This window comes from Paraburkholderia sp. J76 (assembly GCF_905220295.1).
Classification (GTDB): domain Bacteria; phylum Pseudomonadota; class Gammaproteobacteria; order Burkholderiales; family Burkholderiaceae; genus Paraburkholderia.
Genome location: NZ_CAJMZJ010000016.1, coordinates 74,297 through 87,677, shown reverse-complemented (window position 1 = coordinate 87,677; position 13,381 = coordinate 74,297). Strand labels below are relative to the sequence as shown.

Annotated in this window: 10 protein-coding genes; 6 read left to right on the top strand and 4 right to left on the bottom strand. The window is 65.5% G+C overall.

Annotation, left to right across the window (positions count from 1 at the left end; genetic code table 11):
* Nucleotides 1-23 precede the first annotated feature (23 nt).
* Nucleotides 24-1,091 carry a tRNA 2-selenouridine(34) synthase MnmH gene (mnmH, locus tag U5768_RS26340; protein ID WP_322033315.1) on the top strand — a complete coding sequence of 356 codons (1,068 nt, stop codon included), beginning with the start codon at nt 24-26 and terminating at the stop codon, nt 1,089-1,091.
* On the opposite strand, the gene U5768_RS26335 is transcribed toward mnmH, so the two are convergent.
* Both U5768_RS26335 and U5768_RS26330 read right to left on the bottom strand, forming a co-directional pair.
* A complete protein-coding gene (locus U5768_RS26335) occupies nt 1,088-1,405 on the bottom strand; it encodes a DUF4148 domain-containing protein (RefSeq protein WP_322033314.1) in 318 nt (105 codons plus the stop codon). The two genes, mnmH and U5768_RS26335, sit on opposite strands and share 4 nt — an antisense overlap.
* Nucleotides 1,406-1,594: 189 nt before the next feature.
* Nucleotides 1,595-2,521 (bottom strand): glycosyltransferase family 2 protein, encoded by a 927-nt coding sequence (locus U5768_RS26330; protein WP_322033313.1) that lies wholly within the window; start codon nt 2,519-2,521, stop codon nt 1,595-1,597.
* 276 nt (nt 2,522-2,797) lie between these two features.
* Here U5768_RS26330 and U5768_RS26325 point away from each other — a divergent pair, with 276 nt between their 5' ends.
* Nucleotides 2,798-3,883 (top strand): glycosyltransferase family 9 protein, encoded by a 1,086-nt coding sequence (locus U5768_RS26325; RefSeq protein ID WP_322033312.1) that lies wholly within the window; start codon nt 2,798-2,800, stop codon nt 3,881-3,883.
* A gap of 45 nt (nt 3,884-3,928) precedes the next feature.
* Here the strand turns inward: U5768_RS26325 and msbA are convergent, their stop codons facing one another.
* The gene (msbA, locus tag U5768_RS26320; protein WP_322033311.1) at nt 3,929-5,713 is read right to left on the bottom strand and encodes a lipid A export permease/ATP-binding protein MsbA; all 1,785 of its coding nucleotides are present in this window, start codon (nt 5,711-5,713) and stop codon (nt 3,929-3,931) included.
* A 258-nt stretch (nt 5,714-5,971) separates the two neighbouring features.
* Between msbA and U5768_RS26315 the strand changes: the two genes are divergently transcribed.
* Nucleotides 5,972-6,787: a glycosyltransferase family 2 protein gene (locus U5768_RS26315; RefSeq protein WP_322033310.1), complete on the top strand. Its 816-nt coding sequence runs from the start codon at nt 5,972-5,974 to the stop codon at nt 6,785-6,787.
* Entirely contained in the window at nt 6,784-7,623 is an 840-nt protein-coding gene (locus tag U5768_RS26310) for a glycosyltransferase family 2 protein (RefSeq protein WP_322033309.1), read from the top strand. Before U5768_RS26315 ends, U5768_RS26310 begins: the two co-directional genes overlap by 4 nt.
* A 66-nt stretch (nt 7,624-7,689) precedes the next feature.
* On the opposite strand, the gene dnaE is transcribed toward U5768_RS26310, so the two are convergent.
* On the bottom strand, nt 7,690-11,247 hold the full coding sequence (dnaE, locus tag U5768_RS26305) for a DNA polymerase III subunit alpha (RefSeq protein WP_322033308.1): 3,558 nt from the start codon (nt 11,245-11,247) through the stop codon (nt 7,690-7,692).
* A 282-nt stretch (nt 11,248-11,529) separates the two neighbouring features.
* Here dnaE and U5768_RS26300 point away from each other — a divergent pair, with 282 nt between their 5' ends.
* Both U5768_RS26300 and gluQRS read left to right on the top strand, forming a co-directional pair.
* The gene (locus tag U5768_RS26300) at nt 11,530-12,417 is read left to right on the top strand and encodes a sulfurtransferase (RefSeq protein ID WP_322033307.1); all 888 of its coding nucleotides are present in this window, start codon (nt 11,530-11,532) and stop codon (nt 12,415-12,417) included.
* A 31-nt stretch (nt 12,418-12,448) separates the two neighbouring features.
* A complete protein-coding gene (gluQRS, locus tag U5768_RS26295; RefSeq protein ID WP_322033306.1) occupies nt 12,449-13,354 on the top strand; it encodes a tRNA glutamyl-Q(34) synthetase GluQRS in 906 nt (301 codons plus the stop codon).
* The last annotated feature ends 27 nt before the right edge of the window (nt 13,355-13,381 follow it).

The window sequence follows — 13,381 nt, the reverse complement described above, 5'->3', positions numbered from 1 at the left end:
CAGGCATCACCGGAGCATCGCAGTTGAATCACCAGCGCGTCACCATTGAACAGATCGGCGAATTCGACGAAATCGTCGACGTGCGCACGCCGCTCGAATTTGCCGAGGACCACGTTCCCGGCGCGATCAACGCGCCCGTGCTCAGCAATGAAGAACGTGTGATCGTCGGGACGATGTACAAGGACTCACCCTTCGAGGCCACGCGCGTGGGCGCGGCGATGGTGGCGCGCAACATCGCCATGCATCTCGATACGCTGTTCGCCGACCGTCCGCGCAACTGGCGCCCGCTCATCTACTGCTGGCGCGGCGGCAAGCGCTCCGGCTCGATGACTGCGTGGTTCAACATGATCGGCTGGCGCGCGCGCCAGCTAGACGGCGGCTACAAGTCGTACCGGCATACGGTCGTGGAAGCGCTCGGCACGCTGCCGGCGGCGTTCCGCTATCTCGTGGTGGCCGGGCCGACCGGCAGCGGCAAGACGCGCCTTCTGAAGGCGCTCGGTCACGCCGGCGCGCAGGTGCTCGATCTCGAAGGGCTCGCCGCGCATCGCGGTTCGCTGCTGGGCGCGCTGCCTGCGCGAGCGCAGCCGTCGCAGAAGGCGTTCGATACGGCGCTCGTGCAAACGCTGCGCGCCTTCGACGCCGCGCGCCCCGTGTTCGTCGAGGCCGAGAGCCGGCGCATCGGCGTCATCACGCTGCCGCTCGCGCTCGTCGAGCGTCTGCACGCCGCACCTTGCGTCGTGCTCGACGTGGCGCGCGAGGAAAGGATCGATTTGCTGCTTGAGGAATACGGCCACCTGTTCGACGAGCGCGGGTATTTCCGCGATCAACTGACCAAGCTCACGCCGCTGCACGGGCGCGAGCGCATCGAATCGTGGTGCAAGCTGCTCGACGAGGATCGCCGCGCGCAGCTCTATGAGACGCTGGTCGCCGAGCACTACGACCCCGCCTACACGCGCAGCACGCGGCGCAACTTCGCGAAGCTCGAAAAGTCGCTGCACTTCGCGTTCCAGCCGATGAAGGGCGATACGCTCGCGCAAGCCCGCGCGCTGCTCGCGCAGCTAGAGGAAACGCAGTACGCCGCGCTGGCTTAGCGCGAGTACATCGCGTTCCAGTCTTCAGGCGAAACCGTGGCGCGGCCGCCCGATTGCGACGCGTTCGCCACGCCGCCGTAGCTGCTGTTCGCGCCATTCGACGCGGCGACCTTTGCCTGAGCGGCCTGGATCGCTTCGGGATAGTGGGCGTTGTCGCCATCGCCTACGCGGTAGCCCGCCTGCTGAAGCTGCACGAGTTCGGCGCGCACCTGGGCGCGAGTGATGGTCGAGTGCGCCTGCGCGAACGATGCGGCAGGAACGGCAGCAGCGGCGAGAGCGGCGGCGACGGCAACGGCTTGAATCAGGGACTTCATGGAAACGACCTCCGGTTGGATCAGGCGGCCGGCGTGCGACGGTATGTGCATGCGACCGATGTACGCATCGTATGCTCATGATCTCCGAGGGTTAACCCCTGGAAGCCTAAGGCACTGTTCCAATTCGAGGCAAAGTCCGCGCAAACCGGCGCACACCGGCGCTGACGGGCGCCGGCGGCGGTGGCGCGATTACCGGCGCGTCGTGGCGCTTTCCGTCAACGAAGCCGTGTGCTGAAGCTGCGCGGGCAGATCGGGTTCCCACGCTTCGAGATCTTGCGTCGGGTAAAGGCCGAACGCGTACATCACGCGCTTCAGACGGCTCACGAGATTGGGCCGCGGCACGTTGGGAAGCGCGCCCTGCGCGGCGTCGGCCGTGCGGGCCATGTAGTTGTACTTGAAATCGCGCTGCGTCACGCCCCACTTCATGAGGAATTCGCGCCCGCCCCGATTGCGGCGAATGCGTCCCGTCGTCCGGCAGCCGAAATGGTAGATACGGCTCGCGCCAACCGAGCGGAACGTGCGGCAGCCGACCAGCCAGAGTTTCATCAGGAAGTCGTCGTCGCTGCTCATGCCCGGCCCGAACTCGATGCTGTAGCCGCCCACGCGCAGCCAGAGTTCGCGGCTCACGAGCGTCGGTTGCAGCGCGATGCCGTTGCGGTCGGCGGTGTTCATCTTCGCGGCGAATTCGAGCAGCCCGGCCTCGTTGAAGTCGGCGGGACCGGTGCCGAAGTGCGCGACCGTCACGAGGCCGTTGCCGGTGTCGGTCGGCTCGATGATCTGCGACGCGAGATATGCGGGCGCCTCGCCGATTTCGCGCAACGCATCGACGAAGGCCGAATCCCAGCCGGGCGTGCAGAACATGTCGTCGTTCATGAACAGAATCCAGTCGTGCGACGCGAGGCGCGCCACGTCGTTCACGGCGAGGCACACGCCCACGTTACCCTTGCTCCACGTATGGCGAATGCCCTGTTCGCGGACCCAGTCGAGCGTGCCGTCGCTGCCGTCGTTCACGTGCACGAGAATTTCGTGCTCGAACGCAGAGTGGCGCCGGATGCTGTCGACGCACAGCTTCAGATACGGCAGGTTATTCCAGGTCGGGATCAGAATGCTGAACATGAAGGTTTGCCCTTGAAAGGGTCGGATTTGGCATGACGAGAAACGCGATATTTTACGCACACATTCTTCCGGCCCGAACGCGCCGCCCAGGTTCGCCATTCGCGATAGCTGCTCAAATCGCCGTCCCTAATTATTTGTTCATTACCTGAGCAAATGCCGTGCGATAATGAGAGGTTCTTTTGAAGAATAATCAGGGCCGTGTTTAAGCTGACCAACTCAAACACTTCGAGGGTTTCACCAGCCAGCTGGCTCGACCGCGCAGTTGCCCGGTCCTGCATGATCCCCTATCAGAACGTGCCTTACGAGCCGGATGCGTTTCTTCGCAGCACCAGCCGGCTCAAGATCGCGAAGAAGTATCTGCACAAGCGATTTCTTCTGAGGGCGCACGGGCAGGCGCGCCTCGAACAGGCGCATCTCGATACTTCGCAGCGAATCCTGTGGGTCTACGCCAAACGCAACTTCGGCGACGCAACGATGGACATGGCCGGCCGCGCGCTGCTGAAGGGCCTGGGCATGCGCATCGATCTGCTCGCGCTGCCGTCGCTGGTGCCGCTCTTCAAGGAAGACGACGTGTTCGGCAAGGTCTACGGCGACCCCGGCAAAGTCGACGCGAGCCGCTACGACGCGATCCTGCTGTCCGAGTACAACCTGCCCTCTATTCGCATCAAGACCCAGCATTTCGCGAAGCTGCCCTACGCGGGCCTCTTCCGCTATTTCAACGGCCCCGACCGCAACCAGACCGGCTTCAGCTTCGCGAGCGTCAACGACGTGTTTTCGCTCGGCCACGACGCCGGCACGCTCGCCGCGATCAGCAAGCCTTATCTCGCCAGCAAGCCCGCCACGCGCGAGTCGGTGCGCGGCCTCTTGCCCGTGCGCCCGTTTATCGCGCTCGCAGCGGGCGGCGTGGACCCCGATCGCACCTACAACCGCTGGCCGGAAGTCATCGAATTGTTGAGCAGGTACGACACCGCGAGCGCCGCGAAGGAGATCGTCGTGCTCGGCTCGGACAACGGCGAGCAAATCGCGCGGCAGTTGTGCGCGAGCGCGCCCGCCAGCGTGCGTATCCGCTCGCTGGCCGGCAAGCTCGCATTCCTTCAGGCACGCGAGATCGTTGCGCACGCCGACCTGTTCGTGGGCGCCGACGGCGGCCTCATGCACGTGGCGCACACCACCGGCACGCCCAGCGTTTCGCTGTTCCGGCATCAGGAGCCGCCCTATCTGCGCCTGACCGAAGCCTGCCGATCCATCGGCCTGCAGGGCAGCGGCAACGTGGACACCATCCCGCCCGCGCAGGTCGTCGGCGCAGTGCTGCGCCAACTCCCCGCCCACGCACCCGCGACGGCGGCGACGGCCGCCGCCTGATCGCCGCAAACGTTCATCCGCGGGAACCGCCGCCGCCCGACAGGGTCAGGCCGCGCTCTGCTGATACTGGATCCTGTGCAGATGGGCGTACATGCCGCCCTTCGCGAGCAGTTCCTGGTGCGTGCCCGATTCGACGATATGACCGCCATCCATTACGAGGATGCGGTTCGCGCGCTCGATCGTCGAGAGGCGGTGCGCGATCACGAGCGTCGTGCGGCCGCGCATCAGCGTTTCCAGGGCCGCCTGGACATGGCGCTCCGACTCCGAATCGAGGGCCGACGTCGCCTCGTCGAGAATCAGGATCGGCGCATCCTTGTAGATCGCACGCGCGATAGCCAGACGCTGGCGCTGGCCGCCCGAGAACTTCATGCCGTTGTCGCCGATCAGCGTGTCCACGCCTTCGGGCAGCGCCGAGATCGTCTCCCACAGGTTCGCGGCGCGCAGGGCGCGCTCCACGCGCTCGCGGTCGGCCGTCTCGCCATAGGCGACGTTGTTCGCGACCGTGTCGTTGAACAGCACCACGTCCTGGCTCACCATCGCGATCTGGTTGCGCAGCGCATGCACGTCGTAGTCGGCAATCGATACGCCATCGACCATCACCTGGCCGCCGCTCGGATCGAAGAAGCGCGGCAACAGGTTCACGAGCGTGGTCTTGCCGCTGCCGGACGGCCCGGCGAGCGCCACCATTTCGCCCGGACTGATGCGAAACGACACGTGGTCGAGCGTCGCGCGGTGGCTCGCGCCATAGGCGAACGACACGTCGCGGAACTCCACCTCGCCGCGCGCGCGCTCGAGCGGCAGGCCGCCGCCCGCGGGCTCGGGCGGCTCGTCGATCAGGCCGAAGATCAGCTCGGCCGCGGTCATGCCGCGCTGCAGCGGCTGGTTCACGTCGATCAGATGCTTGAGCGGAGAAATCACGAGCAGCATCGACGTGACGAACGCCACGAAGCCGCCCACCGTCGTCTGGTCGTTCGAGGCCTGCACGACCGCAATGGTGATGACGATCGCCAGCGCGATCGAAGCGAGAAACTGCGTGAGCGGCTGCGCGAGGCCCCCCGACACCGTCATGCGCATCTGGTAGCCGCGCAGACGCTTGCTCATTTCGCCGAAACGGTCCTTCTCGTATTGCTCGCCGTTGTGAACCTTGACGACCTTGTAGCCGCCCACCGTCTCCTCGACGATATAGGACAGGTCGTTCGTGAGCATCTGATGCTCGCGGTTCAGGCGGCGCAGGCGCCGGTTGATCTTGCTCACGAGCCAGCCGATGGCCGGCAGCAGCACCGCGACGATCAACGTGAGCCGCCAGTTCAGGTAGAACAGGTAGCCGAGCAGGAAAATGACCGTGAGCGAGTCGCGCACGAGCGTGACCAGCACGCCGAGCAGCACGCCGAGAATCTGGTTGACCTCGAACACGATCGCGTTGATGACCGTGCTCGCGGTTTCGCGCTGGAAGAAGCCGACGCTCGCGTGAATCATGCGCTCGAACATCTTCAGGCGCAGCGCGAGCAGCACGCGGTTCGACACGTACTGCAGCAGGTAGCCGGACGCGTATTGCGCGAGGCCGCGCACGAGCGCGAGGCCGATCACCGCGATGGGAACGAGCCATTTCGCTTTCGGATCGCCCCGCGTGCCGAAGCCGTGATCGAGCAGCGGCTTGAGCAGCGCGGGAATGCCGGCTTCGGTGGCGGCCACGACGGCCATCGCGACCACGCCAGCGAGGAGCACCCATATCAGCGGCTTCACATACGGCCACAGCCGCCGGCCAATGACGATCGGCGACGACTTGGTGTCGGAACCGATCGGCTTGCTCAAGGTTGATCTCTCGCTCAAAATTTCCTCGAAAAAAATGCGGGTAATCTGCCCGCCCCCTGGCAAACAGGTACGCCATTGTAAACGTTCGGCCCGGCAGGCGATGTATCCGCCCAGCCGGCCCTTCCGCCGGGGCGGTTTCGTCGCCGCCGGCGTTTTTGTATATACTCAGCGCTCCGGCTTCGGGGCACGAACGCGCGCGCCACACCACACCATGCGCCTGGCGCGCCGGCCTTCCCGCCTTCTTCACCTTCTTCCAGCCATCGCGAGCCAGCGCCGATGAACGACAGCGCCAAACCCGATGCGATCAGTGTCATCGTCATCGTCAAAAACGAAGCCCACGATATTCGCGACTGCCTCGCTTGCGTGCACGGCTGGGTCGACGAAATCGTCGTGCTCGATTCGGGCAGCACCGACGGCACCCAGGCGATTTGCCGCGAGTTCGGCGCAACGGTCGTCGAAACCGACTGGCCCGGTTTCGGGCCGCAAAAACAGCGCGCGCTCGATACGGCCCGCGGCCCGTGGATTCTCTCGCTCGACGCCGACGAACGCGTGTCCCCCGCCCTGCGCGACGAGATTCTCGCGAGCGTAAAGGCGAACGGGGCCGACCTGTTCCGCATGCCGCGCCAGTCGAATTACTGCGGCAAGTGGATCCGCCACTCCGGCTGGTCGCCCGACTATGTGACGCGGCTCTTTCGCCGCGACGTGGCGCGCTTCTCGAACGATCTCGTGCACGAACGCGTGATCCCCGCGCCCGAGGCCCGCGTCGGCACGCTCGCGCAGGCGCTGATTCACTACAGCTTTCGCGACTTCTCCGAAGTGCTCGGCAAGATCGACAGCTATTCGACCTACGGCGCGACCCAGGGCGCGGCGCGCGGCAAGCGCGGCGGCTTGCGCAAGGCGCTGCTGCACGGCTTCTGGTCGTTCGTGCGTAGCTGGATCATCCAGCGCGGCTTTCTCGACGGCAAGATGGGTTTCGTGCTGGCGATCTCCAACGCGGAAGGCACCTACTACCGCTACCTCAAGCTCATGCTGCTCGAGACGCAGCAGAGCGCCGCGGCCACGGCCCGCGACGCCGCGCCGGAGCGCCGATGAACATGCACCGCGATATGCTGGTTTCGGTGATCGTCAGCACCTATAACCGGCCCGACGCGCTCGAACGGGTCCTCGCGAGCTTGAGCGCGCAATCCCAATCCGATAGGCACTACGAAATCATCGTCGCCGACGACGGCTCGGCGAACGCGACCCGCGAGACCGTGCAGCGCTGCGCGGCGTCGAGCCCGGTGCGAATGGAGCATGTGTGGCACCCGGACGATGGCTTTCGTCTCGCCGAAATCCGCAACAAGGGCATCGTGCGGGCTCGCGGCGACTACCTGATCTTTCTCGACGGCGACTGCGTGGCGCAGCACGATTTCGTTGCGCGCCACCGGCAGCTTGCCAGCGAGCGCGCCATCATCACCGGCAGCCGCATCCTGCTCGACGACACGCTCACACAACAGGTGATCGGCCAGAAAATTCCGCTTGCGGATAAAGACTTCGGCTTCTGGGTGCGGCAACGCTTCTCCGGCCAAGTCAACAAGATCGCGCCGCTTTTCGTCAAGCTGCCGGACAGCAAGTGGCGCGTGGTCGAGCAGTTCAAGTGGCGCGGCATCAAGGGCTGCAACATGAGCGCCTGGCGCAGCGACATCGAGCGCGTGAACGGATTCGACACCAGCTTCACCGGCTGGGGACACGAGGACGCCGATTTCGTGGCGCGGCTCGCCAATGACGGCGTGCACCGCAAGCTCGGCGCCTACGCCACGGAGATCTTCCATCTGTGGCACCGCGAGCAACCGCGCTCGCAGGCAAGCTCCAACGAAGAACGGGTCAAGGTGCGCATTGCGGACGGCACCGTGCGCGCCGAACGCGGTCTGGCCGAACTCGCGGGTTAAACGCGTTTCGCCGTGCGAGAGGCGCGGCAGCGTGGAAAGCGCCACGCTGCCTGCGCCCCGTTCCCGTCAGTAAACGATCTCGATTTCGCTGCCCGCGAACTCGCCGCGCAGCGCGGCGAGCAGGTCGTCGGTGGGCTTGACGCGCCAGGCGTCGCCCAGACGCACCTCGCCTTGCGCGCGATCGTTGCGATAAGCGATCTGCACCGCGAGCCCGTTGGGAATGACCGCTTGCGCGCGCTCCCCGCGATCGCGCCCGAAGCCGCCGCGACCACGCGTTTGCTCAGCAGGCGCCGGCAGCGAATCGTCGGGCTTCGCGCGATACGCTTCGAGCACCGTGCGCAGCGCGAGCGCATTCGCGTTGCCGTTCATCTGCAGCTTCAGGGCTTGCGCGTAACGGCTGCGCGCGCGCTCCAGGTCCATCACGGTATCCACGGTGAAGCGGATGCCGCCCGTGAACGCGTCGTTGCGCGCCCCGCCCTGCACGACGAGCAACTCGTCTTCCTTGAAGAGCGCCTTGTGCGCCTCGAACTGCTCGTTGAACACCGTCACTTCGCACTGGCCGGTGCCGTCGTCGAGCAGCGCGATCAACATCTTGCCGCGCTGCGTCATTTGCGTGCGCAACGAAGCGATCACGCCTGCGATCAGCTTGTCGCGCCCTTCCTTCAGTTCGCCGATCTTCTGGCGCACGAAGCGGCGCACTTCGTCCTTGTAGGCGTCGAACAGGTGGCCCGAGAGATAGAAGCCGAGTGCGGCCTTCTCCTCCTGGAGCTTGCGCTTCTCGCCCCACGCGGGTTCGTCGACCAGTTCGTGCGCGGCCAGCGGCGCGTCGCCCATGTCGAAGAGACCCGCCTGCATGGCGTTGGCGCTCGCCTGGTCGGCGGCTTCCATCGCCATCGGCACGGAAGCGAGCAACTGCGCGCGATTCGTGTGGATCGTGTCGAACGCGCCCGCGCGGATCATCGCTTCGATCGTGCGGCGATTCACGAGACGACGGTCGATGCGCTCGCAGAAGTCGAACAGGTCCTTGAACGGCCCGCCCTCTTCGCGCGCGCGCAAAATTTCTTCGATGGCGTTCTGGCCGCTGCCCTTGATCGCGCCCAGACCGTAGCGGATCGTGCGCGAGCGCTTGCCCTCAGCCACGTTCGCATCGGCGACCGGCTCGAAGCGGTACGCCGAGGCGTTCACGTCCGGCGGCAGCACGGCCATCTTGTTGGTCAGGCAGTCCTCGAAGAGGATCTTCACCTTGTCGGTGTCGTCCATGGCGAGCGACATATTCGCCGCCATGAATTCGGCCGGATGGTGCGCCTTGAGCCACGCCGTGTGATACGCGAGCAGCGCATACGCGGCCGCGTGCGACTTGTTGAAGCCGTAGCCCGCGAACTTTTCCATCAAGTCGAAGGTTTCGTCGGCCTTCTCGCGCGTAAGGCCGTTCTTCGCCGCGCCTTCCGCGAAAATCTCGCGGTGCTTGGCCATTTCCTCGGGCTTCTTCTTGCCCATCGCGCGGCGCAGCAGGTCGGCGCCGCCGAGCGAATAGCCGCCGATGATCTGCGCCATCTGCATCACCTGCTCCTGGTAGACCATGATGCCGTAGGTCTCTTTCAGAACAGGCTCGACGCGCGGATCGGGATACTCCACCACTTCGCGGCCGTGCTTACGCGCGCAGAAGCTCGGGATCAGGTCCATCGGGCCCGGACGATACAACGCCACGAGCGCGATGATGTCCTCGAAGCGGTCGGGCTGCGCGTCCTTGAGCATGCCCTGCATGCCGCGGCTCTCAAGCTGGAACACAGCGACCGTATTCGCTTTCTTGAGGATCTGGAACGAGGCGGCGTCGTCGAGCGGCACCTGCGCGAGCGACCAGTCTTTCTTCGACGGATCGAGCATGCGGATATAGCGCTCGGCCCAGTCGAGAATCGTAAGCGTGGTGAGGCCCAGAAAGTCGAACTTCACGAGGCCGACGGCTTCCACGTCGTCCTTGTCGTACTGGCTCACGACGCCGCTTTCGTCGCCCTGCGTGTAGAGCGGGCAGAAGTCCGTGAGCTTGCCCGGCGCGATCAGCACGCCCCCCGCGTGCATACCGACGTTACGCGTGAGACCTTCCACGAGTTGCGCGAGGTCGAGAAGCTGGTGCACTTCGTCTTCGTTGTCGTAGCGCTCTTGCAGCAGCGGCTCTTCCTTCATCGCGTCGGCAATCGTGACGTGCTTGCCGGGCTTGAACGGGATGAGCTTCGCCACGCCATCGGTGAAGTTGTAACCGAGGTCGAGCACGCGGCCGATGTCGCGCACCGCCGCCTTCGCGGCCATGGTGCCGAAGGTCGCGATCTGCGAGACCGCGTCGGCGCCGTACTTTTCCTTCACGTACTGAATGACGCGGTCGCGCCCGTGCTGGCAGAAGTCGATGTCGAAGTCGGGCATCGACACGCGCTCCGGATTCAGGAATCGCTCGAACAGCAGGTTGTAGCGCAGCGGATCGAGGTCGGTAATGCCGAGCGCGTACGCGACCAGCGAGCCCGCGCCCGAACCGCGGCCAGGGCCCACGGGCACGCCGTTGTTCTTCGCCCAGTTGATGAAGTCCGCGACGATCAGGAAGTAGCCCGGGAAGCCCATCTTGATGATGGTCCCGCACTCGAATTCGAGCCGCTCGTTATAGCGCGAGCGCTCCCGCTCGCGTTCGGCTTCGTCCGGATACAACTGCACGAGGCGCTTTTCGAGACCTTCTCGCGAAAGCTGCACGAGATAGTCGTCGAGCGACATGCCGTCGGGCGTCGGGAAGAGCGGCAGCTTCGGCTTGCCGAGTTCGAGCGTGAGATTGCAGCGTTTAGCGATCTCTACGGTGTTCGCGACCGCCGAGGGAATGTCCGCGAACAGGGCGGCCATTTCTTCCTGCGTGCGAAAACGCTGATCGGTCGTGAAGCGCTTCTGACGACGCGGATTCGCAAGGATGTCGCCTTCCGAGATGCACACGCGCGCTTCGTGCGCGGTGTATTCCTCGTCGGTCATGAACTGCATGGGGTGCGTGGCGACCACCGGCAGCTTCAGTTGCGATGCGAGCGCCACCGCCTGTTCGACATAGTGCTCGCCGCCGGGCTGGCCGCAGCGCTGCAGTTCGATGTAGTACGCGCTCGGGAACAGCTTCGCCCAGCGCTGCGCATGGCGCTTCGCGCTTTCCGTATTGCCCGCCGCGAGCGCGAGACCCACGTCGCCCTGCTGCGCGCCGGAAAGCGCGAGCAGACCTTCGGCCAGACCTGCTTCGAGCCACGCAACGTCGACTTCCGCGCGGCCGCGATACTGGTTCGTGAGCCACGCCTTGGAAAGCAGCTCGCACAGATTCAGGTAGCCGCGCTTGTTCTTCACCAGCAGCAGAAGGCGCGAAGGCTTGTCGCGATCGTCGGGATTCGTGATCCAGACGTCGCAGCCGGCAATGGGTTTGACCCCTTTGCCGCGGGCTTCGGTGTAGAAACGGACGAGGCCGAATGCGTTGCCGAGGTCGGTGAGCGCGAGCGCGCCCTGGCCGTCTTTGGCCGCGGCCTTGACGAGGTCGTCGAGGCGCACGATGCCGTCGGCAATCGAGAATTCGGAATGGACGCGGAGATGGACGAAGCGGGGATCTGACATGGCCGTCATTGTACCTTCAGGGGCACGCGATTTTCGGCGCGCGCTCGCCTGAGCGCGTGACGTTAGCCGTTCGGACAAGACCTTGCGCGAGCGCAGGCCCGCCGCAGGTGTGTCGACTACGCCGCAGGCGGGGCGACGCGCGATTGAGGGATAATAGCGGATTGCGCCCGCCGCGCGCCCTGCCCCCATTCCCGTTTTCGGGAGGCCGGCATCTGGCGGCCGACATGCCAGCCAGCACGCGCGCCCGGCTCCGGTTTCACGCGCTCCTTACAGCGCTTTTCCAGTTGCACCATGCGTATCCTCAATCTCTCCGCTTACCAGTTCGCCACGCTTGACAAGACCGCAGAATGGCGCCCGCTCGTGCTCGATCGCTGCAAGTCGCTCGATTTGCGGGGCACGATCCTGCTCGCGCCGGAAGGCATCAACCTGTTCGTCGCCGGCGATGAAGGCAACGTGCGCGCCTTCATGAACTACATCAATCACGACCCGCTCTTCGAGGGCAAGTTCGCGACGCTGCGGTTCAAGGAAAGCTTCTCCGAAACGCGTCCCTTCAACCGCATGCTCGTGCGCCTGAAGCGCGAGATCATCACGATGAAGAAGCCCGCCATTCGCCCCGAGGAAGGGCGCGCGCCGTCAGTCGCGCCCGTCGTGCTCAAGCAATGGCTCGATCGCGGCTTCGACGACGCGGGCCGCCCCGTCGTCATGCTCGACACGCGCAACGCGTTCGAAATCGACGTCGGCACGTTCGACAAGGCGCTCGACTACCGCATCGACAAGTTCAGCGAATTCCCCGGCGTGATCGAGGCGAACCGCGCCGACCTCGAAGGCAAGACGATCGTGTCGTTCTGCACGGGCGGCATTCGCTGCGAAAAGGCGGCCATCCACATGAAGGAAGTGGGCATCGAGCACGTGTACCAGCTCGAAGGCGGCATTCTCAAGTATTTCGAGGAAGTGGGCGGCGCGCACTACACCGGCGACTGCTTCGTGTTCGACCAGCGCACCGCGCTCAATCCGCAACTCCAGCCGACGGACACCGTGCAGTGCTTCGCGTGCCGCGCCGTCGTCACGCCACAAGAGCAGGCTTCGCCGCTCTACGTGGCGGGCACGAGCTGCCCGGCGTGCCATCCCGAGCGCGCCGGCGCGACGGATGCCGCGCCGGCGGTCCAGGCCGCTGCGTAATGTTGCATAAGCCGTTGCGCAGGCCGCGCGCGTGAGCGCATCGCCGCAAGGATATCGAGGGCGCTTCGCGCCTTCGCCCACTGGCCCGCTGCATTTCGGCTCGCTCGTTTCGGCGCTCGCAAGCTGGCTCGACGCGCGAGCGCACGGCGGCGCGTGGCTCGTGCGGGTGGAAGACATCGACGGGCCGCGCACCGTGCCGGGCGCGGCCGAGGACATTCTCGCGACGCTCGCGGCCTTCGGCTTTCACGCCGACGAAGCGCCCGAATGGCAGAGCCGCCGCACCGATCTGTACCGCGCGGCGCTCGACCGGCTGATAGCCTCTGGCCATGTCTACCCGTGCGGCTGCACGCGCAAGGAGATCGCCGACTCTCAACTGCGCGCGCACCAGCGCAACACCACGCTGATCTATCCGGGCACCTGTCGCGACGGCCTGCACGGCAAGCCCGCTCGCGCGTGGCGGCTGCGTGTGCCTGACGATAAATCCGCATTGATCCGCTTCGACGATCGCTGGCAGGGCCCGCAGCGCCAGGATCTCGCGACCGAGGTCGGCGACTTCGTGCTGCTGCGCGCGGACGGCCAATGGGCCTACCAGCTCGCCGTGGTCGTGGACGACGCCGAACAGCGCATCACGCACGTGGTGCGCGGCGCGGACCTGCTCGACTCCACGGCGCGGCAAATCTGGCTCCAGCAGTGTCTTGGCGTGCCAACGCCCGCGTATCTGCACGTGCCTGTCGTGGCAAACGCGGAAGGGGAAAAGCTCTCGAAGCAGACCGGGGCGCAAGCGCTCGATGTCTCGCGCCCGCTGGAAGCACTGATGGCCGCAGCCCGGCATCTGGACCTCGAATTGCCCGAACGCACGCCCGCTACGCTCGCAGCGTTCCAGAGAGATGCGATCGGCGCATGGAAGCGGCGGCTCGCGCAATTGCCGGCCGCATAAGCAAAAACGGCATGTCGTTGCAGGCGA